Below are 23,665 nucleotides of genomic sequence, written 5' to 3'. Positions count from 1 at the left end.
ACCTTGAAGGTTGCGAAAGTGGCTTTCGCAACGTCGCCGGGCCAGGGGCCGTACCCGAACGCCCCCTCCCATCGCACAGATCGCGTTTAGCCCGCTAAACGCAGGTCGGGCGGTCCCGCGAGCCGAAGTACATGAAGGCCCCCTTCCTGTACCTAGGCGCAAGGAAGGGGGCCTTCATGTACCTAGGCCGCATCGGATCGCGTTTAGCCCGCTAAACGCAGGTCAGGGCCGCACGGTCTCCAGGACGAGCGGAGCGGAGGCCGGGGCCTCCGAGGAGACGGCGTAGGCGTCTTCGAGCGCAGCGAGAGCCGAAGGAACAGCGTCCGGCGTATCGGTGTGCAGCTCCAGCAGCGGCTGCCCGGCCGACACGGCATCGCCCGGCTTCGCCAGGCACAGCACACCGGCCGCGGCCTGCACCGGATCCTCCTTGCGCGCCCGCCCAGCCCCGAGCCGCCAAGCGGCGACCCCGACCGAGTAGGCGTCCAGAGACGACAAGACGCCGTCCGAAGGCGCCGGAACCACGTGCACGTGCTTAGGCCGCGGCAAAGCAGCCTCCGGATCCCCGCCCTGAGCGGAGATCATCCGGCACCAAGTCTCGTAAGCCCGACCGGAAGCCAGCACCTCGGCCGGGTCCACATCGGACAATCCGGCCAGCGACAGCATTTCCCGCGCCAAAGCCACCGTCAGCTCGACGACGTCAGCCGGGCCGCCGCCGCGCAGCACCTCGACCGACTCCGCGACCTCGATCGCGTTCCCGACCGCATATCCCAGCGGCACGTTCATGTCCGTGATCAGCGCCGTCGTCGCGACGCCGTGCGCGGTCCCGATCTCCACCAGCGTCCGCGCGAGCTCACGGGCCTGCGGCAGCGTCTTCATGAACGCACCCGAACCCGTCTTCACGTCGAGCACCAGCCCGGCCGAACCCTCGGCGATCTTCTTGCTCATGATCGAGCTCGCGATCAACGGGATCGACTCCACCGTCGAGGTCACGTCCCGCAGTGCGTACAGCTTCTTGTCGGCGGGAGCCAGCCCGGAAGTGGCCGCGCAGACCACCGCGCCGACGTCTTCGAGCTGCCGGACGATCTCCGATGTCGACAAAGCGGCACGCCAGCCCGGAATCGACTCCAGTTTGTCCAGCGTCCCGCCGGTGTGCCCGAGCCCGCGCCCGGACAGCTGCGGCACCGCCGCGCCGCAGGCCGCGACGAGCGGCGCCAGCGGGAGCGTGATCTTGTCGCCGACCCCGCCGGTCGAATGCTTGTCGATCGTCGGACGGCTGACCTTCAGATCGAGCCGCTCCCCCGACGAGATCATCGCGCCGGTCCAGCGTGCGATCTCGCCGGAGTCCATGCCTCGCAGGAAGATGGCCATCGCGAGCGCGGCCATCTGTTCCTCGGCGATGTCGCCACGTGTGTACGCGTCGATCGTCCAGTCGATCTGTTCGTCGGACAGCCGTCCGCCGTCCCGCTTCGCGCGGATGACGTCGACGGCGGCGAACGCGCTCACGGCAGGTCGTCCGGCCCGAACGCGTCCGGCAGCACCGCCGACATCGGCAGGATGCCGCTCGGGGTGTCCACGAGACAGTCGGAACCGCCGTGCTCGAACAGGATCTGACGGCAGCGCCCGCACGGCATCAGCAGATCACCGGCGCCGCTGCGGCACGCGACGGCGACGAGCTTGCCGCCGCCGGTCAGCCGCAGCTGCCCCGCCATCGTGCATTCCGCGCACATTCCCAAGCCGTACGAGGCGTTCTCGACGTTGCAGCCGACGACGATCCGGCCGTCGTCCACCACCGCGGCGACACCGACGTGCAAGCCCGAGTACGGCGCGTACGCCGACTTCGCCGCCTCGATGGCCTGAGCCCGCAAGGCTTCCCAGTCGTACTCAGCCATGTCAGTCCTCACCTCGCCGATAGGTGGCGCCGATCGCCTTGGGCGGCCGCAGCCGCTGTGAGGCCACCGCCAGCACGATCAGCGTCACGAAGTGCGCGGTGTACGGGATGAGGTCGCTGGGCAGGTCGTCGTTGGTCCAGTAGATCGCGTACAGCGCGGCGGCGCCGACGACGCCGAGCGCGGAGGCGATCCACTGACGGCGGAACAGCTGCACCGCCACGATCACGGCCAGCAGGATCACCGCGCCGTACAGCAGCGCGAGCACCGCGGTGCCGCCACCGGCGAGCTGGAGACCGTCCGCGTACCCGAACAGCGCCGCGCCGCCGAGCAGGCCACCCGGCCGCCAGTTGCCGAAGATCATCGCCGCGAGGCCGATGTACCCGCGGTTGTTGGTCTGGTTCTCCAGGTAGTCCGCACCACCGGCGAGCAGCACCAGCGACGCGCCACCCATTCCGGCGAGCCCACCGGAGATGATCATGGCGACGTACTTGTGCAGGTAGACCTTCACACCGAGGGACTCGGCCGCGACCGGGTTCTCACCGCAGGACCGCAGCCGCAGGCCGAACCGCGTGCGCCACAGCACGAAATAGCTGATCGGCACCAGCGCGATCGCGATCATCGTCAACGGCGCGACCTCGGTGATCAAGCCGTTCAGGATGCCGGCCAGATCCGAGATGAAGACACGCTGCATCTTTTCCAGATCCGACAACCAGTCCGAGAGGAAGGTCGCCGAGTAGGTGTCGAACTTCGGCACCGGCGGCGACTGGCGCGGGTTCCCCGAAAGCGGGGTGAACACCAGGTTCGCCAGGTACTTCGCGACACCGAGGCCGAGCAGGTTGATCGCCACACCGGAGACGATGTGGTTGACGTTGAAGGTCACCGTCGCGACGGCGTGCAGCAGCCCGCCGAGCGCGCCGAACACGACCGCCGCGATCAGCCCGGCCCAGACACCGCCGTGGTACGCACCCCACGCGGCGCCCCAGGTGCCGAGGATCATCATGCCTTCGAGGCCGATGTTGATCACGCCCGCGCGTTCGGCCCAGAGACCGCCGAGCGCGCACAGCAGGATCGGCAGGGCCAGCCGCAGCGCGGTGTGCGCGGTGTTGGTCGAGGTCAGCGTGTTGACGCCGGTGGCGTACGACGCGATCGCGAGCACACCGACCGCCAGCAGGCCCCAGATGGCGCCCTTGAGCCAGCCCGGGATGCGCCGCTTCGGCGGCTTCACCGGCATGGTGGTGCCGCCGGTGTTGGGCGATAGAACGTCCGCGGTGGTCACACCGCACCTCCCTCGGACACGCTGGAACCCTTGCGGCCGTTACCCGCCAGCGCGCGACCCACGCGGCGTTGCTCGGCGGCCAGGTCCGCGCGGCGCACGATCTCGTACGCGATGACGACCGACAGCACGATCACGCCCTGCATGATCGTGGCGATCTCTTTGGACACGTTGATCTGTTCCAGCGAAACGGCGGACCGGTCGAGGAACGCCCACAGCAGGGCGCCCAGCGCGATCCCGGCCGGGTGGTTACGCCCGAGCAGGGCGACCGCGATACCGGTGAAGCCGTACATCTGGGTCGAGGTGATGCCGTAGCTGAAGTCGCGGCCGAGCAGTTCCGGCATCGCGACCAGGCCGGCGACACCACCGGAAAGCAGCATCGCGATCAGCGTCATCTTCTTGGCGTTGACACCACCCGCCGCGGCGGCCGTCGTCGATTCACCGGAGGCCTTGAGCTCGAAGCCGAACCGGGTCCGGTTGAGCATGAACCAGTAGGCCCCGCCGATCAGCGCCGCGATGACCACGAAGCCGAACAGCTCGCCGGACCCGATCGGGATTCCGGGGATCCGGCCGGTTTCGGCGATCTCGCGGGTGGCGATGTTGTTGCCGGTCTGCACGCCGAACTGGTCCGCGTTGACCAGGAACGCCACGATGCCGCCGACGATCGCGTTCAGCATGATCGTCGAGATGACCTCGGAAACGCCGCGGGTCACCTTCAACACGGCGGGAATGGCCGCGTAGAGCATGCCGCTCGCCACCGCGACGATCAGGATCGCGATCACGTGGATCACCGGCGGCAGTTGCAGCGCCCCGCCGATGATGGCGGTGACGATGGCGGCGAACCGGTACTGGCCCTCGACACCGATGTTGAAGAGGTTCATCTGGAAGCCGATGGCCACCGCGAGCCCGGACAGGTAGTAGACCGTCGCGAGGTTCACCGTGTCGACGGCCGTCGAGCCCTTGAAGAGCTGGCCGATCATCGTGCCGTAGGCCTGGAGCGGATCCGCGCCCGAGATGATCAGCGCGATGGCCGTCAGGATGACCGCGAAAACGATCGCGAGCAGAGGCGGCAGCAGCCTCGTACGCCAGCTACTCACGCTGCACCTTCTTCAGTGTCTTCGGAGGCACCCGTCATCGCGGAGCCCAGTTCCTGCGGGGTCACGGTGGCGGGGTCGGCCTCGCCGACCAGTCGTCCGCGCAGCATGACCTGGATGGTGTCGGAAAGCCCGATCAGCTCGTCGAGGTCGGCCGAAATCAGCAGGACGGCCAGTCCCGCGGCACGCGCCTGGCGGATCTGTTCCCAGATCAGCGCCTGCGCGCCGACGTCGACACCGCGCGTCGGATGCGACGCGATCAGCAGTACCGGGTCGCCGGAAAGCTCGCGCCCGACGATCAGCTTCTGCTGGTTGCCACCCGAAAGCGCGGCGGCCGGGACGTCGATACCCGGTGTGCGGACGTCGTACTCCTCGACGATGCGGCGGGTGTCCTCCCGCGCGCCGTCGATGTCGAGCAACTGTCCTTTCGCGACCGGCTTGCGGGTCTGGTAGCCGAGGATCCGGTTGACCCACAAGGGTTGTGTGAGCAGGAGGCTGTGCCGCGTGCGGTCTTCGGCGATGTAGCCGATCCCGGCCTCGCGGCGAGCGAGCGTCCCCAGTTTGTGCAGTTCGACGACCTTGCCGTCGACCTCGGTCAGTTCGATCCGGCCGCCGCCCTTGCGCATGCCCATGATCGTCTCGACGAGTTCGGTCTGGCCGTTGCCCTCGACGCCGGCGATCCCGAGCACCTCGCCCGCGTGCACGGTGAAGGAGATGTGGTCGAGCACGTTCCGCTCGGAACCCTCGACGCTCAGGCACACGTCGTCCAGGCGGAGGACGTCCCGATCGGTGACGGTCGACTCGCGGGTCTCCGGGCTGGGCAGCTCCGTGCCGACCATCATCTCGGCCAGCTGACGTGAGGTGATCGTCTTCGGATCCGCCGTGCCGACGGTGGTGCCGCGGCGGATCACGGTGACCGTGTCGGCGATCGCGCGCACCTCGTCGAGCTTGTGCGAGATGAAGATGAAGGTGAAGCCGTCCTTCTGCATGGCGCGGACGGTCTCGAACAGCGCGTCGACCTCCTGCGGCACGAGCACCGCGGTGGGCTCGTCGAGGATGATGATCCGCGCGCCGCGGTAGAGCACCTTGACGATCTCCACGCGCTGGCGGTCGGCGACGCCGAGCTCTTCCAGCAGCGCGTCCGGGCGGGCGCGCAGGCCGACGCGTTCGGCGAGTTCCGCCAGCTTCGCCCTCGCCGCGCGGCCGATGCCGTGCAGGTTCTCCGCGCCGAGGAAGACGTTTTCCCCGACGGTCAGGTTGTCGGCCAGCATGAAGTGCTGGTGGACCATCCCGATCCCGGTCTTGATGGCGTCCTGCGGGTTGCGCAGTTTCACCGGTTCGCCGTTGATCGCGATGTCGCCCTCGTCCGGCTGCTGCATGCCGTAGAGGATCTTCATCAGGGTCGATTTGCCCGCGCCGTTCTCGCCGCAGACGGCGTGCACCTCGCCCTTGGTGACGGTGAGGTTGACGTCGGAGTTGGCAACGACACCGGGGAATCGCTTCGTGATCCCGGTCAGCTGCACGGCCGGTTCACCCCGGTCGGGGGCGTCGGTGACCTCGGCCTGGGGAGCGCTCATGAAAAAGCCATCCAGTTCTGGGTAAACAGGTTGGGGCTCGGAAGGGGTTACCCTCCCGAGCCCCGTACCTGGCGAAGCTTACTTCTGCGGCTTGTCGGAAACGGTGATCGCCCCGGAGACGATCTGCGCCTTGTAGCCGTCGAGGACGTCCTTGATGTCATCGACCTTGCCACCGGAGGTGGCGTAGCCGATGCCGTCGACCTTGAGGTCGAACCGCTTCGGCAGGGTCGTCAGGTCGCCCTTCGCCAGCGCGCGCAGGTAGTCGAACACCGCCACGTCGACGCGCTTGAGCATCGAGGTGATGATGACGTCCTTCGACGCCTCGACCGTCTTCTGGTTGTACTGGTCGGAGTCGACACCGATGGCCATGGCGTTGTTCGACTTCGCGGCCTCGAAGACGCCCTTACCGGAGGCGCCGGCGGCGTGGTAGATCACGTCCGCGCCCTTGGCGATCTGCGCGGCGGCCTTCACGTTGCCCTTCGCCGGGTCCTGGAACCCGGAGAAGTCACCGGCCGGGGTGAGGTACTCGTCCTCGATCTTGGCCTTGCTCGAAGCGGCCTTCACGCCCTGGAGGAAGCCGGCCTCGAACTTCTGGATCAGCGGCGTGTTCACGCCACCGACGAAGCCGACGTGGCACTTCTTGGACTTGTAGGCGGCGGCGACACCGGCCAGGAACGAGCCCTGCTCCTCGGCGAAGACGAGCGGGGTGACGTTCGGCGCCTTGACGGAGTCGTCGTCGACGATCGCGAACTGGGTGTTCGGGTACTTCGGCGCGATGGCGCCGACGGCCTTGGCGTAGGCGAAGCCGACCGCGATGACCGGGCTGAAGCCCTGCGAAGCGAGCTGGTCGAGACGCTGCGACTTCGCGGCCTCGTCCTCGGTCGCGGCGGCGGTGCTCTCGGTCACCGAGGTGACGCCGAGTTCGGCCTTCGCCTTGTCGGTACCGGCGGCGGCGGAGTCGTTGAACGACGCGTCGCCACGGCCGCCGACGTCGAAGGCCAGCGCGACCTTGAGCTTGCTGCCGTCGACCTTCTCACCGGCCTGGCTGGAGCTGGTCGAGGCGGCCGCCGCGGCGGGCGGCTTCGGCGCCGTCACGCAGCTGGCGGACTGGTCCCCGGAGCTCGCGTTGTTGTTGTTCCCCCCACCCGAATCCTTCGCGCACCCGGCCAGTACCAGAGCACCGGCCAAGGTCGCGGCGGCCAGCGCGGTTCCACGCATGCGACGCAACGTGTGTCTCCCTCCCCGCTGATCCAGCGGATGGTCCGAAGAAAGCGACCCGGCGACACTGCCGGGTTCGACCGAGGAACGGTACCTAACGGCCGCTTTGCTGCCATAGGAAAGGCACGCTACGTAACACAAACGTTTACTCATGAGTCGTAAGCGCGACGAACGGAGTACGCACGGTGATCGGAATGGAGTAATCGCAGGCAGTGCGCGGCCCCCGGGCCGCGTGACGCGCCGAAGATCGTCACACACCGTTCAGACGCTCCGGTCGGCCGCTCGCGCGTCCACAGTGGACGAACCGGTGAGTTACCGGCCCGCGTCACTCGATCGTGCGAGGGCCCCGATGTCTGGTCCATCACACAGAGGAACCCGGAGGTGAGCCCACCGTGAGGTGCGGGTCTAGCATCCTTTTCATCCACGCTCGATGACCATGATCTCGGCACCGTCGCCGGAGCCGTCCCCAGGTGGACGTCCCGGCGGCAGGCGCGGAAACCAGCGGTCAGCGGGCCCAAGCCATGACGTTGGAGGCCGTTCACCGATGTCCACCACGGCTAGCACCGCCACTGAGGCGGCCGCGAGCGATCGGGCGGGTGCCTCACGCCGGCAGGGGACCTTCTACCGGGGCGACCCCGGTATGTGGTCCTGGGTGCTGCACCGCATCACCGGCGTGCTGACATTCTTCTTCCTCTTCGTGCACGTGCTCGACACCGCGCTCGTGCGCGTGTCGCCGGACACGTACAACGAGGTCATCGAGACCTACAAGACCCCGCTGGTCAACCTCCTCGAGGTCGGCCTCGTCGGCGCGGTGCTGTTCCACGCGCTCAACGGCATCCGGGTCATGCTGGTCGACTTCTGGGAAAAGGGACCGAAGTTCCAGAAGCCGATGCTCTGGACCATCCTGGCCATCTGGGTCGTGGTGATGATTCCCGGTGCCTTCTTCATGATGAAGCGCACCGTCGAAGTTATGTTCGGGGGGCACTGACCATGGCAACCGAAGTTCTCGCACTCGACAAGCCGCGTTCGCCGAAGCGCCCCGCTGCCCGCCGCAGCAACTTCGAGCTCTACAGCTGGCTGTTCATGCGCATCTCGGGCCTCGCCCTGATCGTGCTGGTGCTCGGCCACCTGTTCATCATGAACATCCTCGACGGCGGCGTGCACCGCATCAACTGGGGCTTCGTCGCCGGCCGCTGGGCCTCGCCGTTCTGGCAGTTCTGGGATCTGTCGATGCTCTGGCTCGCCGAGATCCACGGCGGCAACGGCCTGCGCACGATCATCGACGACTACGCCCGCAAGGACAGCACCCGGTTCTGGCTGAAGATCGTGCTCTACGTCTCGATGGTGCTGATCCTCGCCGTCGGCACGATGGTGATCTTCACCTTCGATCCCGGTATCTCGGCCAACTGACGCCCCACCACACGTTCAAAGCGGAGTCCTCAATGCAGTTCCACAAGTACGACGTGGTGATCGTCGGCGCCGGTGGCGCCGGCATGCGCGCGGCCATCGAATCCGGCCAGCGTGCCCGCACCGCGGTCCTCACCAAGCTCTACCCGACGCGTTCGCACACTGGCGCCGCACAGGGCGGCATGTGCGCCGCGCTGGCGAACGTCGAAGAGGACAACTGGGAGTGGCACACCTTCGACACGATCAAGGGCGGCGACTACCTGGTCGACCAGGACGCCGCCGAGATCATGGCGAAGGAAGCCATCGACGCGGTCCTCGACCTCGAGAAGATGGGCCTGCCGTTCAACCGGACGCCCGAAGGCAAGATCGACCAGCGCCGCTTCGGCGGGCACACCCGTGACCACGGCAAGGCCGCGGTGCGCCGCGCCTGCTACGCCGCGGACCGCACGGGGCACATGATCCTGCAGACGCTGTACCAAAACTGCGTCAAGCACGGCACGGAGTTCTTCAACGAGTTCTACGTACTCGACCTGGTACTGACCCCGGACGAAAACGGCAACCCGGCCGCCTCCGGCGTCGTGGCCTACGAGCTGGCGACCGGCGAGCTGCACGTCTTCCAGGCGAAGTCGATCGTGTTCGCCACCGGCGGCGCTGGCAAGATCTTCAAGACGACGTCGAACGCGCACACCCTCACCGGTGACGGCCTCGGCATCATCTTCCGCAAGGGCCTGCCGCTGGAGGACATGGAGTTCTTCCAGTTCCACCCGACAGGCCTGGCCGGGCTCGGCATCCTCATCTCCGAGGCCGTGCGCGGCGAGGGCGGCATCCTCCGCAACGCCGACGGCGAGCGGTTCATGGAGCGCTACGCCCCCACCATCAAGGACCTCGCGCCGCGTGACATCGTCGCCCGGTCGATGGTGCAGGAAGTGCTGCAGGGCCGCGGTTGCGGGCCGAACAAGGACTACGTCGTCCTCGACGTCACGCACATCCCGGAAGAGACGCTGAACGCGAAACTCCCGGACATCATGGAGTTCTCGCGGACGTACCTGGGTGTCGACCCGGTCACCGAGCCGGTGCCCGTGTTCCCGACCTGCCACTACGTGATGGGCGGCATCCCGACCAACATCCACGGCGAAGCGTTGCGGGACAACGAGAACGTCATCCCCGGCTTGTACGCCGCCGGCGAGGTCGCGTGCGTGTCCGTGCACGGCTCGAACCGGCTCGGCACCAACTCGCTGCTCGACATCAACGTGTTCGGCCGTCGCGCCGGCATCGCGGCCGCCGAGTACGCGCTGGCGCACGAGCACATCGAGCTGCCGGAGAACCCGACCAAGGTCGTCGAGGACCAGCTGGCGCTGCTGCTGTCGGAGCACGGTGACGAGCGCGTCGCCGACATCCGCACCGAACTGCAGCGGACGATGGACTCGCACGCTTCGGTGTACCGCACGGAGGACACGCTCAAGCAGGCGCTGACCGACGTGCAGGCGCTGAAGGAGCGGTACAGCCGGATCACCGTGTCGGACAAGGGGAAGCGGTACAACACCGACGTCCTCGAAGCCGTCGAGCTGGGCTTCCTGCTCGAACTCGCCGAGGTCCTGGTCGTCGGCGCCCTGGCGCGCAAGGAATCCCGCGGCGGGCACGCGCGCGAGGACTACCCGAACCGCGACGACACGAACTTCATGCGGCACACCATGGCCTACAAGGAGGGCGAAGGTCTCACCGCCGACGTCCGCCTGGACTACAAGCCGGTGACCTTCACCCGCTACGAACCGATGGAGCGGAAGTACTGATGACCACGGCAACCCCCGAGAAGTCGGAGGCCGTGTCCTCCGACCACACGCCGATCACCGTCACGCTGAAGATCCTCCGGTTCAACCCCGAGATCGACAACGAGCCGCACTGGGAGTCCTACGACGTCCCGGCGCAGCGCACCGACCGGCTGCTGAACCTGCTCTTCTACGTGAAGGACTACATCGACGGGACGTTCTCGTTCCGGCGCTCGTGCGCGCACGGCGTCTGCGGTTCCGACGCGATGCAGATCAACGGCATCAACCGGCTGGCGTGCAAGGTCCTCATGAAGGACCTGCTGTCGCAGGACGGCAAGAAGACGACGATCACCATCGCGCCGATCAAGGGCCTGACCACGCTCAAGGACCTTTACGTCGACATGGACCCGTTCTTCGAGGCGTACAAGGCCGTGAAGCCGTACCTGATCGCCTACGGGAACGAGCCCACGCGCGAGCGGATCCAGTCGCAGGCCGACCGCGACCGGTTCGACGACACGACCAAGTGCATCCTGTGCGCCTGCTGCACGTCCTCGTGCCCGGTGTACTGGAACGACGGCTCGTACTTCGGCCCGGCCGCGATCGTCAACGCGCACCGGTTCATCTTCGACTCGCGTGACGAAGGCGCCGAAGAGCGTCTCGACATCCTGAACGACTCCGAGGGTGTCTGGCGGTGCCGGACGACGTTCAACTGCACCGACGCGTGCCCGCGCGGTATCCAGGTCACCAAGGCTATTCAGGAAGTCAAGCGCGCTTTGCTCTTCAAGCGCGTCTGACGCCCCTGGCAGTTTGCTGGACTGTCCGTGAAGGCCTCCTTGAGGGACTCTGGGTCCCTCAAGGAGGCCTTCACGGATTTCTGGGCAGTTATCCACAAGGGGTGGGTTATCCACAGGTCGAAGAAGTGTGTCTGGTGATCGCTATGTCGACAGGCCCACTCTGTGAACATGAACAAGCGCGGCAGATGGGCTGAGCACCCCGAACTGCTCCAGCAGCGGAGCCGACACGGCGTCATCAAGGCGACGACCCTGGAGTCGCTCGACATGAGCAGCAAGGTCATCTATCGAAGATGCCTGCCCGGCGGTCCATGGCAACGCCTGCTACCAGGGATCATTCTGCTGCACCAGGCGCCCCCGACAATCGAAGAGCGGGTGATCGGCGCGCTACTGCACGCGGGCCCTCGCGCGCTCGTGACCGGCGTGGAGGCCTGCCGCCGGCACGGGCTTCGTCCCCGCGAGCTACCTCCGGACGAGGACATCCACGTCCTCATTCCCCACGAACACAAAATCCGCAGCGCTGAATTCGTAACTGTCGAGCGAACCCATCGTCTACCTGAAGCACGAATCCAGGAAGGCATTCCCCTCGCTCCGCTCGTTCGCGCGACCACAGACGCTTGCCGACGCCTGCGGACGGTCGAGCCCGTCGGACGTCTTCTCGTCGAAGCCATCCAGCGCGGTCGGTGTTCGCCTGAAGCGCTGGCCCACGAACTTGACAAGGGTTCCAAACGAGGCACTGCGATCCCGCGCAGACTTCTCGGTGAATGGAAAGATCTCTACTCGGTCGCGGAAGCAAGAGCCAAGATCTTGAGCCGCAGTCTCGTCGTTCAGCCGAGCCACTGGAATCCGGAGATCTGTGACAGTCGCGGCGGCTACATCGGTCGTCCTGATGCTTGGTGGGACGACATCGCACTCGCGTGGGAGATCGACTCGTTCGACTTCCATTTCTATCGCGAGGACTACAAGCGCACGGTCATGCGCAATACGCGCTACGCGACCGCCGGGATAGTCGTCGTACAGACCTTGCCTTCCCGCTTGTTGACTGACCCGGCCGGAGTCCTGGCCGAGCTGGAAGCGGCTCGTCTCGCAGCCTCCGCTCGCCCGCGCCCACCTGTCAGTCTGACCTCTCGTGCGGCTTGAGATCTGTCCGTGAAGGCCTCCTTGAGGGACCCTGGGTCCCTCAAGGAGGCCTTCACGGACAAGACGCCCTACTCCAGCACCCGGGCCAGAGCGGCGGAGTCGGCGGTGCCGGGCAGCAGGTCGAAGGCCTCCGGATCGATGCGCTCGACAGCCCCCGTGCTCACGTCCCGCAGCATGTTGTACAGCCCGGCCATCACCGCGCGCGTGAAGTGCTCCCGGTGCTGCTGCCCGAGCGTCTGCGTCTGCCCGCGCACCTCGAACAGCACCGTCCCCGTCCCGTTCAAAGCAAACGAACACCGCGCCTGCCCCGGCAGATCCCGGTCCGGCGCGTGCGGATACCGCGCGCCGACGAAGCCGCGCGACGTCATCCCGTTGAACGCGCTGATCGCCAGCTGCCGGGATTCGTCCTTTGTGTACACGTCACGGTACTGCGCGTACTTCTGGCCGGGTTCGAAGAACTTGTCGGGCAGCGGCGGATAGTCGATGCCGACGTCGAGCAGCCGGTTGCTGCCCTCCTGCCGGACGCAGGCACCTTGGTGGTGCAGGTCGACGTAGACGTCGGGCACCTTCCCGCGCCGAGCGGTCAGCTCCAGATACACCGAACGCAGAGCCCGCGCCTCGGGCGTGATGAACCAGCCCGGCTGATCCGGCGCGCCCGGGATGTCCTCCGCGCGCGGGACGTAGTTCAGGTCCGGATTGAAATCGCGGTTGACGTCGAACCCGGGCCGCTTCCGGTAGTCGTCGCCCTGGAGGACGCCGCTGAGGTAGTTCCAGGCAGGCGGACGGTCCTTCAGCTGAGGGAACTCCCGCTGCACTTCGGCCCACGACAGGTCGTTGCCGCGCCGGTCGAGTTCCGCGCCGTCCGGGTTCAGTTTCGGCACAGCCACGAAGGTGATCGTCTTCCGCAGCCGCTCGGCGTCCCGCGACTCCGAAGTCCCGAGGTAGTCGAGGATCCGCAGCAGGGCGTCGGTGCCGGTCTTCTCGTTCCCGTGGATCTCGCTGGAGACCACGAAGACCTTCGGCCCGGTCCCGACGGTCGCCTGATGGATCACCCGGCCGCGGTTGGACCGCCCGACCTCCTTGACCGCCACTCGCCCCTTGCTCGCGCGCTCGAGCCTGTCGAGTTCCCGCACCATCTCGCGATAGTCGGTGAACTGGTCGATGGGCAGCTCCCGCGGTTCCTCGCTGCAGGGTGCCACCGAAGGAGCCGCCGACGCGGGCGTGCCGGCAAGCGGGAGCATCGCCAGCCCCACCACCACGGGAACCAACCGACCGAGCAACGACATCGTGAACTCCCCACTGTCGAAGGTGCTCATAACGTAGCGAGAAGGACCCCCATCGCGAATCCGGCGAAAGTTCCCGAAACGAAACCGGGACCGGCCCACGAACGTGGACCGGCCCCGGCGAACGCGAAAAACTACTTCACCGCGTCCAGCGCGTTGACGCGGCCGTGACCGTAGTACGAGTTGTCCTTCGCCGGACCTTCACAGACCGGCGCCGCGGTCCCGCAGGGAACCGCGTCGGCCTGGTGCTCCAGCAGCCACCTCAGCGCCGCGGGCGGAGCGTGGCGGTAGCGCGACGCCAGCAGCGCGGCGACACCGGCGGCGTGCGGGGACGCCATCGAGGTGCCGCACTTGGCGCCGTAGCCGCCGTTGAAGATCGTCGACAGCGGGCAACCCACACCCTCACCGGTGGGGGGAAGCTGGGCGCGGTCGCCGCCGGGGGCGGTGACCGAAACGTCGTCACCGTAGTTGCTGTACGACGACTTCGTGCCCGCGTAGCCGATGGCCGAGACGTTGACGACGCCGTCGATCGCCTTGGGCAGGATGCCGCAGCTCTCGTCGACCGGGTGGGGGCGGTTCGGGTCGGTCGTCTGCTCGTCCGGGTCGAAGCCGCTGTTGCCGGCGGCGGCGACGTTCAGCACGCCACGGCCGGTCGAGTAGGTCACCGCGCGGCGGACGGCCTCGTACGCGGCCGCGTCGCCCGGCTCCTTCGAGCAGTAGAACATGCCCGGGTCGATGTAGTAGCTGTTGTTCGTGACCGGGAAGCGGTGCTTCGCCGCCCACATGAACCCGCACACCGCGGCCTCGGGGAGGATCAGGCCGTCGTCGTTCACGACCTTCACCGACGCCAGCTTGACGCCGGGCGCGACACCCGTGAAGCCGCGCGCCGCGTCCTTGCCCGCGATCGTGCCGGCGACGTGCGTGCCGTGGTCGGAGTTCGTGGGCGCCCAGGCGGCGGGGGTGGTGTCGGGCGCGCCGCTGTTGCAGCCGGCCGACACCGACGGGTCGAGGGCCGCCTTCAGCGCCGGGTGGGTGGGCTCGATGCCCGAGTCCAGCACGCCGACGGTCACCGAGCGGCTGCCGCCGGAGATCTTGTTCGCCTCGGGAGCCTGGATCGCCCGCATGTCCCACTGCTGGGCGGACAGGTCCTCCTCGACCGCGACGCTGGTGGTCTCTTCGTTCTCCTTGGTGTCGACCACGGCGGAGCGGGTCGAGCGAGTGGTGGCCGCAGGCGGGAACGCGACGTCACGGCCGCCCGAGTAGGCGCGGAAGACACCGATCTTCGCCTGGAAGTCGGCGTTGCGCGAGGTCGCCACCGCGACCCCGATCTCCGGGTAGTACGCGACCTTCTCGCCGCACTTCGCGCGCAGCTCGCTGTCGACCTTGCGCTCCGGGGTACGCGGGTTGTAGAGCACCACGTAGTTGAACGGCGCGCTCGCGGTGTCGCATTGCGGCGCGGGCGCGGCGCTCGCCGACGGGGCCGCGAACACGCTTCCCGCCGCCGCCGCGACGAGCGCGGGGACGAGCAGGCGTCTGATCCGGGACATTCCACCTCCATGATTCGGTGGAGTGAACGTAAGCGAGCCGGAGCCCGCCCAACACCGTCAAAAGGACGACAAAACCCGATCAGGCGTCAGCCTTTTCCGCGTCCCGTGACTTGGCGCCACGAAGCGTGCGCAGACCGATGACGCCGATGATGGTGCCGAGCACGAACGAGACCACCGTCAGCACCGCGTGCACGATGAAGTAGGCGGTGGGCGAGCCGTCCGCGGCCCAGGCGCGGTCACTGTCCCAGAGGTTCTTGGCGAACGTGATCCAGATGATCCACGACCACACGCCGAAACCCAGCAGGAACATCGAAGTACCTCGCGAAATGCGCATGCCCCTGAGTATGCAGCGGGCCCGGCGACGCTACATTGCTCGGGTGCACAGCGCTATCTCCCGGTCGCTCCTGGTCCTCGTTTCCGGTGTGCTCGCCCTCGCGGTGACGCCGGTGGCCACAGCCGCCCCGAAGCCACCAGCCCAGGCGCAGCCGTGCGCGAACAAGGTGACGCCTCCCCCGCCCATCGACACCTCCGAGAAGCCGCGCCCCGGCGAGGCCGCTCCCGCGCCGCTGCCGGTCCCGCCGGTTCCGGTGGGCGGCGACCGGATGGCCGAATGCGGGCTCGTGCTCCCGAAGCGCGCGCTGAACCCGCCCGAGGGGAGCACGGCCGCGGCCTGGGTGCTGCAGGACCTCGACAACGGCGACATCATCGCGGCGAAGGACCCGCACGCCCGTCAGCGCCCGGCGTCGCTGATCAAGGTCCTGCTCGGGCTGGTCGTGGTCACCGAACTCCCGCCGAACAAGGTCGTCGTCCCGACCAAGGAGGACGCCGAGCAGGAGTGCACCTGCATGGGCATCGCCGCGGGCGGGCAGTACACGGTGGACCAGCTGCTGCACGGCCTGCTGATGCATTCGGGCAACGACGCGGCGCACGCGCTCTCCACCGTGCTCGGCGGGGTGGACGCGACGCTCGCGAAGATGAACACGCTGGCCACCCGCATCGGCGCCACGGACACCCGGGCCGCGACCCCGTCCGGGCTCGACGGCCCCGGCATGTCGACCTCGGCCTACGACATGAGCCTGATCTTCCACTACGCGATGAAGAAGCCCGAATTCGCCAAGGTGGTCAAGACCAAGAGCTTCGAAATCCCGCCCACCGCGGGGAAACCGGTCATCACGATCTACAACGACAACAAACTCCTCGGCAGCTACCCCGGATTCACCGGCGGGAAGACCGGTTTCACCGACGACGCGCGCCACACCTACGCGGGCAGCGCGCTCCAGAACGGTCACCGGGTCGGCATCGTGATGCTTCGCGCCGAACAGCGTCCGACGCGGGTCGTCGAGCAGGCGGCGAAGCTACTCGACTACGGCATCGCGCTGCGCGAGGCCAAGGCCGAATCGGTGGGACGCATCGAATACCGGTCGCCGGAAACCGTGAACGCGGACCCGGCCAACGCCGCGCCGAACGCCGACGGAGCGTCGAACAGCGGCGCCGCGGCCGCGGCCGAAGACCCGTTCGGGGTGACGGGCTGGATCATCACGCTCGTCGTGTTCCTGATCATCGTGGCGTCGTTCGTCATCGGCCACCAGCGCAAGAAGGCCATGGCCGGCGAATAACGTCAGGACTTGCGGCGGCCGAACCAGCCCAGCAGCGCGCCGGTCGCGAAAGCCCCGCCGACGGCGCCGAGTCCCGGTCCCTGCTGAACGGTCACCCTCGGGTGGATCAGCACCGGGGCGGGCGGCTCGACGACCGTCTGCTGGTTCTCCTTCGCCGTCGCCGTCCAGGCGGTGACGAACAGCAGGAACCGCGAAACGAGGTTCGCGAACACGAGCAGACCGATCACCGGCCCGAACAAGGTGAACGCCGGTGATTTCGTGACGCTGCCGAGGTAAATGGTCGCGGCCTGCTGCAGCACGATGAACCCGACGGCGGCGAAGATCGCGCCCTTGACCGCGCTGCGCAGGGCGACATGTTCACGAGGCAGCCTCGCGATGACCCACAGGAACACGAGGGTGTTCGCGAGGAGGCCGAGCAGGATCGTCGCGACCTTCAACAGGAACACGGCCCAGCCCTGGTTCTCGAGGCCGACCAGTTCGAGCAGGAACCGCCCGACACCGCTGCCCGCCGCGGTGAGACCGAACGAGACCACCAGCGCGAGACCGAGCCCGACAAGGGACAGCAGGTCCTTGATGGTGGTCGAAACCAGCGGAAGCTTCTGCTTTTCCTGCCCCCACTGGGCGGTCAGCGCGTCACGCAGGTTCGACATCCAGCCGACGCCCGAGTACAGGGCGAGCAGCAGACCGAACACCCCGATACCGCCGCCGGATTTCAACGCCGCACCGACGATCTCGCCGACGAGACCCCGCAGCCCGTCCGGTACGGACTTCGTGATGCCGTCGACGAGTTGGTTCGTCACCGAGGTGTCGCCCCTGAGCACGATCCCGATGATCGCGAAGGCGACCATCAAGATCGGGATCACCGAAAGCACACTGAAGTAGGTGATGGCCGCGGCGTAGTGGTTGCCGTAGCGCTCGGTGAAGGCGTCGTTCGCCCGGATGAGGTGATCGAGCCAGCCGTACTTCCGCCTCAGACGCGGTAACAGCTTGTCCTCTTCCGGCTTCGCGCCGTCATCTTTCGCCACCTTCAAACGCTAACCACGCGGCCGCGACCGCGCAGCGCGAATCAGCCTGCCGGGGGAAGGAACCCGATGTTCTCGTAGACGTTCCGCAAAGTCACCGAAGCGACCTCTCGGGCCCGTTCCGCACCGAGTGCCAACGCCTTGTCGAGCTCGGCGACGTCGTCCAGGTACGAGCGGACGCGCTCCTGCACCGGCGTGACCCACTCGACGAACGCCTCCCCGACACCCTTCTTCAGGTCGCCGTAGCCCTTGCCCTCGTAGGAGTTCTCGAGTTCGGCGACCGGCTGGTCGGTCAGGGCGGACAGGATCGTCAGCAGGTTCGAGACGCCAGGCTTGTTCTCGGCGTCGAAGACGATCTCGCGGCCGGTGTCGGTGACCGCCGAGCGAACCTTCTTCGCCGACTTCTTCGGGTCTTCGAGCAGCTCGATGAGGCCGTTGCCGGTCGACGAGGACTTGCTCATCTTCGCGGTCGGGTCCTGCAGGTCGTAGATCTTCGCCGTGTCCTTGACGATATGCGGCTCCGGCACGGTGAACGTCTTGCCGTAGCGGTTGTTGAACCGCTGCGCGAGGTTGCGCGTCAGCTCCAGGTGCTGCCGCTGGTCCTCGCCGACGGGGACCTCGTTCGCCTGGTACAGCAGGATGTCCGCGGCCTGCAGAACCGGGTACGTGAACAGGCCGACACTGGCGCGATCCGTGCCCTGCTTCGCGGCCTTGTCCTTGAACTGCGTCATCCGGCCCGCTTCACCGAACCCGGTCTGGCACTCCAGCACCCAGCCCAGCTGGGCGTGCTCGGGCACGTGACTCTGGACGAACAGCGCGCTGCGGGCCGGGTCGACGCCGAGCGCGAGCAACTGCGCGGCCGAGCGGCGCGTGCGATCGCGCAGCACCTTCGGGTCCTGCTCGACGGTGATCGCGTGCAGGTCGACGACCATGTAGAAGGTGTCGTGGGTGTCCTGCAGCCGCACCCATTGCCGCAGCGCACCCAGGTAGTTGCCCAGGTGGAACGAGTCGGCGGTCGGCTGGATCCCGGAGAGCACGCGCGGGCGCTTCTGTTCGTCGGACACGCCCGGATTCTGTCAGGCCACGCCGCGGCGGGTCATCCGAGGTCGGCCCGGCCGAACGGACTAAACGGTTAACCGCCACATACTTCCGACGGTTCTGGCCACGGTGCCCGATTCCTAGCGTTCATGGCACCGGATCTTCCGGCCACACCGAAGGAGAACCCAGATGAAGGCACGATCCCTGCTGATGGGCTTGGCCATGGCGGCTGCGGCCGTCTTCTCGCTCTCCGGCGTCGCGGCGGCCGCCGAGCCCACCGGAGGCGTCCAGCCGAACATCGTCGGCGGCGGCAACGCGACCCAGGTCTACTCGTTCATGGTGTCCCAGCAGTCGAGCTCCGGTGGCCACCAGTGTGGTGGCTCACTGATCAGCTCGACCTGGGTGGTCACCGCGGCGCACTGTGGCACGCCGTACCAGGTGCGCGTCGGCACCACGAACCGCACCAGCGGCGGCAGCGTCGCCCGCGTGGCCCAGCGCATCGCCCACCCGACCGCCGACCTGGCGCTGCTGCGTCTCTCGACGGCGGTGTCGCAGGCGCCGGTCACGATCGCCGACACGTCCGGGGCCGTTGGCACCGCGACGCGGATCATCGGCTGGGGCCAGACCTGCCCCATCCGCGGTGGTTGTGGCGCCCCGATCAACCTCCAGGAGCTGAACACCTCGATCGTCGCCGACACCCGGTGCAGCGGCATCAGGGCCGCCAGCGAGATCTGCACCAACAACCCCAACGGCAACTCGGGTGCCTGCTACGGCGACTCGGGCGGCCCGCAGGTCAAGCAGGTCAACGGTGTCTGGCAGCTGGTCGGCGCCACCAGCCGCGCCGGGAACAACAGCAGCACCTGCGCGACCGGGCCGTCGATCTACGTGGACGTCCCCTACTTCCGCAGCTGGATCCGCACCAACTCCGGAGTCTGATCCGGTCCCCGCGTCGCCCCACCGTCCCCGGGGGCGACGCGGGCCGAGCCGGTTCAGCAAGGAACCGTGCGGTAGTTCGAAGAGCCGCTCCAGCAGCGCGACCGCCTTCAGGGAGTCGCACCGCTCGGGGCGGCTTCTTCCTGTCCGCCAGTAGCTCAAGGTCGCGACACTGATCCGGACGCCCTGCTGGGCGAGCCGGTGCCGGATCCGGTCGAGGCCGAGGCCGCTTTCCGTGATCGCCCGGTCCAGGGCGCGGGGGAAGGGGTCACCGGGCCGGCTGCGACGCCGCGTCACCGTCATGGACCCGAGCGTGGCGATCAGGGCGCGGCTAAACAATCCGGGCCGGACTAGGTGTACCTACCCAAGAAATCCGCCGACCTGCGTTTAGCGGTCTAAACGCGATCCGCCGAGCGCGTCGCCTTTAGCGGGCTAAACGCGATCTGAACCGGGGAAGCGCAGGTCAGGGGTGCTGCTGGCGGGTGAGGGCGTCGTCCGCGAGCACGGCCTCGGCCATCGCGGCGACGTGCGGGGCGGCGGGCTCGGCGGGAGCGGGGGCGACGGCGGCCGCGCGGGCCTTCCGGCGCTGACGGAACACACCGAAGGCCATGCCGACGATGCCGAGCGCGACGGCGATCAGGCCGACCGGGCCCAGCAGGCCGAACGCCATCTCCGAACGTGACGCCGACTCCGCGGCCGACGCCGGCACGGCGCCGGCGACGAGCAGCGCGACCGGGATCGCGATGACCGCCGCGGCCCTGGCCGCGGGCACGGACGATCGCATCAGGAGATGAACTGGGTTCCGCACCGGAGTGCCTCCCGTGACGTGACTTTGCCGAACCGGAACGCTAACCCGAACGAGTGAGCATTTCCAGGTTGCTGGTCAAAAAACTACCGAGCGTGTCAAGACCTGTGGGTTCTGATCAACTCGGGGCCCGAGACTAGCCCCTCACAGGGGGGATGTTTCGAGCACCCCTCGCCTCAGAGTTGTCGTGCAGGGAATCGGTTTCCGACAAAACCGGACAACGGTTAGGCCATTCGGTTGTCACACGCGGCCGAACAGGCAAGATCCGGCTTTCCCCGGTTGGTTTCTTGTGCGCAATGGTCTATACCTGTTGGCCATACCCCTTAAAAGGTATAGACCAATATCTCCCTGCATGGTCCCCTCGTACGAAGGAGCCACCGATGTCTCTTCGACGTATCCTCGCGGCGGTCGCCGCCACCTTCGCCGCCACCACGGTCGCCGTCGCCGTCCCGGCCCAGTCCGCCTCCGCCGCGGACTGCGTGGCGCCGTGGAACGCGAGTTCGGTCTACTGGGGCGGCAACACCGCCTCCTACAACGGGCACAACTGGTCCGCGAAGTGGTGGACGCAGAACGAAACCCCCGGTTCGGCGCAGGTCTGGGCCGATCAGGGCGCCTGCGGCGGCGGGACGACCAACCCGCCGAACCCGTCCGGCTTCGTGGTCAGCGAGGCACAGTTCAACCAGATGTTCCCGAGCCGGAACCCCTTCTACACCTACAACGGCCTGGTCACCGCCCTCAGCGCGTACCCGGCCTTCGCGGGCACAGGCAGCGACACCGTGAAGAAGCAGGAAGCGGCCGCCTTCCTGGCGAACGTCAGCCACGAGACCGGCGGCCTGGTCCACATCGTCGAGCAGAACGAGGCGAACTACCCGCACTACTGCGACACGAGCCAGTCCTACGGCTGCCCCGCCGGCAACGCCGCGTACTACGGCCGCGGCCCGATCCAGCTCAGCTGGAACTTCAACTACAAGGCCGCAGGCGACGCGCTGGGCCTGCCACTGCTGACCAACCCGTGGCTGGTGCAGAACGACGCGGCGGTCGCCTGGAAGACCGGCATCTGGTACTGGATGACCCAGAACGGTCCCGGCACGATGACCCCGCACAACGCGATGGTCAACAGCCGCGGCTTCGGCGAAACGATCCGCAGCATCAACGGCAGCATCGAGTGCAACGGCGGCAACCCCGCCCAGGTGCAGAGCCGCGTGAACAAGTACCAGCAGTTCACGGGGATCCTCGGCGTCGCCCCCGGCGGCAACCTGTACTGCTGATCCATCCAGGGAACTGAAGGGGCCCTTCGCCGCATGTGACGCGGCGAAGGGCCCCTTCAGTTTTCGTCGAGGGACGCCAGTAGCCGACGCAGTGAAGCGTCGAGGACACCGAGGTCCTTGCCCAGCGGCGAGAGCAGCTTCGCGACGTTCGCCGTGTGCTCCGTCATCGCGGCGTCGACGACCTCGAAACCGCGTTCGGTCAGCGTGACCCGGAAGCTGCGCCGGTCTCCGGGATCGAGTGCCCGCTCGACCAGCCCCGCCGATTCGAGCCGGTCGATCCGGCTGGTCATCCCGGCCCTGGACATCATCAGGGTCGCGGACAGTTCGGACGGGATCAGCGTGTACGGCTTCCCGGACCGCCTGAGCGCCGCGAGCACGTCGAACTCCCCTTGTTTCAAGCCGTGTTTCGCGAAGACGGCCTCGACCATCGGCGTGGTCAGCATCGTCACGCGGCCGAGGCGTCCCGCGACCCCGATCGCGGTCAGGTCCAGTTCCGGCCGCTCGCGGTGCCAGGCGTCGACGACGGCGTCGATCGCGTCGGCGCTTCGTTGTTCACTCACGAACGCAGTCTATTCGACGGGAGATAGTTTGACAGCGAACTATCAGCGGTGGAACTATCGCGGTCATGACACAGCGCATCGAAACCCGTGAACCCGTCCTCGTCCGTGCCGCCGAAGCCGAGACCGTCGGCGCGGCCCCCACCCTCGTCACACTGCTCGCCGACGTCTCGACCACAGGCGGAGTCATGAGCAGCGCGAGAACACGGCTGGGCATCGGCGCCGACGGCGCGGCGCCGCACTACCACACCGGCTCGTCCGAGATGTTCTTCATGCTCGGCGGAAAGCTGGAAGTCCTTGTGGGGGAAGAGATCGTGACCGTTTCCGAAGGGGACATGCTCGTCGTGCCGCCGCTGACCACCCACGCCTTCCGGGCGGCCGCAGACTCGCCGGCGGACGTTCTGGTCGTGTTCATCCCTGGTGTGGAACGGTTCGACTACTTCCGGCTGTTGGAGAAGGTCGGGCACGGCGAGGCGACCGTCCAGGATCTCTTGGACAACCAGGAAAAGTTCGACAACCACTTCGTCGAAAGTCCAGTGTGGACGGAGAACGCGAAGTCCCGTCAGTAACCGCGCGGCGGGTAGCCCGGCGGCGGATACTGCGGTGGGTATTGCTGCGGCGGATACGGCTGCCCGCCGTACTGCGGCTGCGGATACTGCGGCGGGTACGGCTGTTGCGAATATTGGTGCTGTTGCGAATATTGGTGCTGTTGCGAATATTGGTGCTGTTGCGGGTACTGGGGTTGCTGCGGGTACGGGGGCTGCGGCGGTGGCGCGGCGGGTTGCCCGCCGCCGAGGTGGAACGGCAGGAGCGACACCAGTTGCGCGAGCCTGCCGAGCGTGGAGAGCACCTCGTCCGGTTTGGTCCGGCCGAAGGTCGGATTCTCGACGTACACCAGTTCCGCGCCCACCAGCGACCACGTGTGCAGCTTCGACGACCGCATCGTGGCGGCGACCTGCGGCGTCAGCACTCCGACCGCGACGTTCGGGTCCGTGTCGATCAGCTTGTACCAGCGGTTGAACTTCCGGTCCGCGGTGGCGGGCTCCGGGTACTGATCGACCTCCCAGGCGGACTCGATACTCGACACGATCTGGAAGTTCGGCATCGGCGCGGGCAGGGTGACGACCCAGACCGTGTCGATCGAGATCGTGTCGAGCTCGTTGACCTTCTTGTTGGTCCACCGCGTGTGCACGCTCGTGACCGTGGGGCGGCGGTGGTAGTCGAAGACGGTGAAGCGAAGCCCGTTGTACGCGCCGCTCAGCGCGCCGAACGCCATCCGCTTGTCGCCGCGCTGGTTGAACGGCAGGACCGTCCAGCGCTCCAGCAGGTTCGGCGCGTCCGGGCTGAACTCCCACCCGTACTGGCCGGACATCGCGTAGCGCTCGGCGTTCGTCGCCTCGATACGCCTGGCTTCGTTCGTCTCCATCGCACCCCCGGATCT

General features: G+C 67.4%; 23 protein-coding genes. 9 read left to right on the top strand and 14 right to left on the bottom strand.

The genetic code is table 11. From position 1 onward, the window contains the following. Positions 1-222 precede the first annotated feature (222 nt). From ACFWIW_RS32710 to ACFWIW_RS32685, 6 genes are all read right to left on the bottom strand, one after another. Positions 223-1,503: a thymidine phosphorylase gene (locus tag ACFWIW_RS32710; protein ID WP_378372005.1), complete on the bottom strand. Its 1,281-nt coding sequence runs from the start codon at positions 1,501-1,503 to the stop codon at positions 223-225. Further along, complete coding sequence (locus ACFWIW_RS32705) at positions 1,500-1,889, bottom strand: cytidine deaminase (RefSeq protein WP_378372004.1); 390 nt, start codon at positions 1,887-1,889, stop codon at positions 1,500-1,502. Before ACFWIW_RS32705 ends, ACFWIW_RS32710 begins: the two co-directional genes overlap by 4 nt. Position 1,890: 1 nt before the next feature. Then, positions 1,891-3,165, bottom strand: a complete 1,275-nt coding sequence (locus ACFWIW_RS32700; protein ID WP_016331263.1) for an ABC transporter permease — start codon at positions 3,163-3,165, stop codon at positions 1,891-1,893. After that, positions 3,162-4,259: an ABC transporter permease gene (locus ACFWIW_RS32695; protein WP_125691325.1), complete on the bottom strand. Its 1,098-nt coding sequence runs from the start codon at positions 4,257-4,259 to the stop codon at positions 3,162-3,164. The genes ACFWIW_RS32700 and ACFWIW_RS32695 overlap by 4 nt, the downstream gene beginning before the upstream one ends. After that, positions 4,256-5,833, bottom strand: coding sequence for an ABC transporter ATP-binding protein (locus tag ACFWIW_RS32690; RefSeq protein ID WP_378372003.1), 1,578 nt, complete (start codon positions 5,831-5,833; stop codon positions 4,256-4,258). The genes ACFWIW_RS32695 and ACFWIW_RS32690 overlap by 4 nt, the downstream gene beginning before the upstream one ends. 78 nt (positions 5,834-5,911) lie before the next feature. Continuing rightward, positions 5,912-7,051: a BMP family protein gene (locus tag ACFWIW_RS32685; protein WP_378372002.1), complete on the bottom strand. Its 1,140-nt coding sequence runs from the start codon at positions 7,049-7,051 to the stop codon at positions 5,912-5,914. Positions 7,052-7,595: 544 nt separating this feature from the next. Here ACFWIW_RS32685 and sdhC point away from each other — a divergent pair. The 5 genes from sdhC (at position 7,596) to ACFWIW_RS32660 (ending at position 12,155) form a co-directional block, all read left to right on the top strand. Continuing rightward, positions 7,596-8,039, top strand: a complete 444-nt coding sequence (sdhC, locus tag ACFWIW_RS32680; protein WP_081809635.1) for a succinate dehydrogenase, cytochrome b556 subunit — start codon at positions 7,596-7,598, stop codon at positions 8,037-8,039. 2 nt (positions 8,040-8,041) lie between these two features. Further along, on the top strand, positions 8,042-8,461 hold the full coding sequence (locus ACFWIW_RS32675) for a succinate dehydrogenase hydrophobic membrane anchor subunit (protein ID WP_034304594.1): 420 nt from the start codon (positions 8,042-8,044) through the stop codon (positions 8,459-8,461). Between the two features lie 32 nt (positions 8,462-8,493). Beyond that, positions 8,494-10,248 carry a succinate dehydrogenase flavoprotein subunit gene (gene sdhA, locus ACFWIW_RS32670; RefSeq protein ID WP_038519440.1) on the top strand — a complete coding sequence of 585 codons (1,755 nt, stop codon included), beginning with the start codon at positions 8,494-8,496 and terminating at the stop codon, positions 10,246-10,248. Next, positions 10,248-11,018, top strand: a complete 771-nt coding sequence (locus tag ACFWIW_RS32665) for a succinate dehydrogenase iron-sulfur subunit (protein WP_038519442.1) — start codon at positions 10,248-10,250, stop codon at positions 11,016-11,018. The genes sdhA and ACFWIW_RS32665 overlap by 1 nt, the downstream gene beginning before the upstream one ends. Positions 11,019-11,186: 168 nt before the next feature. Next, complete coding sequence (locus ACFWIW_RS32660; protein WP_378372001.1) at positions 11,187-12,155, top strand: hypothetical protein; 969 nt, start codon at positions 11,187-11,189, stop codon at positions 12,153-12,155. A 68-nt stretch (positions 12,156-12,223) separates the two neighbouring features. On the opposite strand, the gene ACFWIW_RS32655 is transcribed toward ACFWIW_RS32660, so the two are convergent. The 3 genes from ACFWIW_RS32655 to ACFWIW_RS32645 form a co-directional block, all read right to left on the bottom strand. Beyond that, complete coding sequence (locus ACFWIW_RS32655; protein ID WP_378372000.1) at positions 12,224-13,441, bottom strand: M14 family zinc carboxypeptidase; 1,218 nt, start codon at positions 13,439-13,441, stop codon at positions 12,224-12,226. Between the two features lie 131 nt (positions 13,442-13,572). After that, the gene (locus tag ACFWIW_RS32650; protein ID WP_378371999.1) at positions 13,573-14,985 is read right to left on the bottom strand and encodes a S8 family serine peptidase; all 1,413 of its coding nucleotides are present in this window, start codon (positions 14,983-14,985) and stop codon (positions 13,573-13,575) included. Positions 14,986-15,064: 79 nt separating this feature from the next. Continuing rightward, a complete protein-coding gene (locus tag ACFWIW_RS32645) occupies positions 15,065-15,319 on the bottom strand; it encodes an SCO4848 family membrane protein (protein ID WP_125732324.1) in 255 nt (84 codons plus the stop codon). A 43-nt stretch (positions 15,320-15,362) separates the two neighbouring features. Here ACFWIW_RS32645 and ACFWIW_RS32640 point away from each other — a divergent pair, with 43 nt between their 5' ends. Continuing rightward, the gene (locus tag ACFWIW_RS32640) at positions 15,363-16,601 is read left to right on the top strand and encodes a D-alanyl-D-alanine carboxypeptidase family protein (protein WP_378371998.1); all 1,239 of its coding nucleotides are present in this window, start codon (positions 15,363-15,365) and stop codon (positions 16,599-16,601) included. 2 nt (positions 16,602-16,603) lie between these two features. Here ACFWIW_RS32640 and ACFWIW_RS32635 read toward each other — a convergent pair whose 3' ends face one another. Together ACFWIW_RS32635 and trpS are read right to left on the bottom strand one after the other, a co-directional pair. After that, complete coding sequence (locus ACFWIW_RS32635) at positions 16,604-17,632, bottom strand: YhjD/YihY/BrkB family envelope integrity protein (protein ID WP_378371997.1); 1,029 nt, start codon at positions 17,630-17,632, stop codon at positions 16,604-16,606. Positions 17,633-17,667: 35 nt separating this feature from the next. Next, positions 17,668-18,687, bottom strand: a complete 1,020-nt coding sequence (gene trpS, locus ACFWIW_RS32630) for a tryptophan--tRNA ligase (RefSeq protein WP_378371996.1) — start codon at positions 18,685-18,687, stop codon at positions 17,668-17,670. A gap of 163 nt (positions 18,688-18,850) precedes the next feature. Here trpS and ACFWIW_RS32625 point away from each other — a divergent pair, with 163 nt between their 5' ends. Further along, positions 18,851-19,597 carry a S1 family peptidase gene (locus ACFWIW_RS32625; RefSeq protein WP_378371995.1) on the top strand — a complete coding sequence of 249 codons (747 nt, stop codon included), beginning with the start codon at positions 18,851-18,853 and terminating at the stop codon, positions 19,595-19,597. 460 nt (positions 19,598-20,057) lie between these two features. Here the strand turns inward: ACFWIW_RS32625 and ACFWIW_RS32620 are convergent, their stop codons facing one another. After that, entirely contained in the window at positions 20,058-20,378 is a 321-nt protein-coding gene (locus ACFWIW_RS32620; protein ID WP_378371994.1) for a hypothetical protein, read from the bottom strand. A gap of 401 nt (positions 20,379-20,779) precedes the next feature. Between ACFWIW_RS32620 and ACFWIW_RS32615 the strand changes: the two genes are divergently transcribed. Continuing rightward, a complete protein-coding gene (locus ACFWIW_RS32615) occupies positions 20,780-21,667 on the top strand; it encodes a glycoside hydrolase family 19 protein (protein WP_378371993.1) in 888 nt (295 codons plus the stop codon). A 56-nt stretch (positions 21,668-21,723) separates the two neighbouring features. Here ACFWIW_RS32615 and ACFWIW_RS32610 read toward each other — a convergent pair whose 3' ends face one another. After that, positions 21,724-22,227: a MarR family winged helix-turn-helix transcriptional regulator gene (locus ACFWIW_RS32610; RefSeq protein WP_378371992.1), complete on the bottom strand. Its 504-nt coding sequence runs from the start codon at positions 22,225-22,227 to the stop codon at positions 21,724-21,726. A gap of 65 nt (positions 22,228-22,292) precedes the next feature. On the opposite strand from ACFWIW_RS32610, the gene ACFWIW_RS32605 reads away from it, so the two are divergent. Continuing rightward, a complete protein-coding gene (locus tag ACFWIW_RS32605; RefSeq protein WP_378371991.1) occupies positions 22,293-22,793 on the top strand; it encodes a cupin domain-containing protein in 501 nt (166 codons plus the stop codon). Here the strand turns inward: ACFWIW_RS32605 and ACFWIW_RS32600 are convergent. Further along, the gene (locus ACFWIW_RS32600; protein WP_378371990.1) at positions 22,787-23,650 is read right to left on the bottom strand and encodes a hypothetical protein; all 864 of its coding nucleotides are present in this window, start codon (positions 23,648-23,650) and stop codon (positions 22,787-22,789) included. The two genes, ACFWIW_RS32605 and ACFWIW_RS32600, sit on opposite strands and share 7 nt — an antisense overlap. Positions 23,651-23,665 lie beyond the last annotated feature (15 nt).

This window comes from Amycolatopsis sp. NPDC058340, from assembly GCF_042723975.1.
Classification (GTDB): domain Bacteria; phylum Actinomycetota; class Actinomycetes; order Mycobacteriales; family Pseudonocardiaceae; genus Amycolatopsis.
The sequence above is the reverse complement of the archived record's forward strand: the minus strand, read 5'-3'. Positions and strand labels throughout refer to the sequence as shown.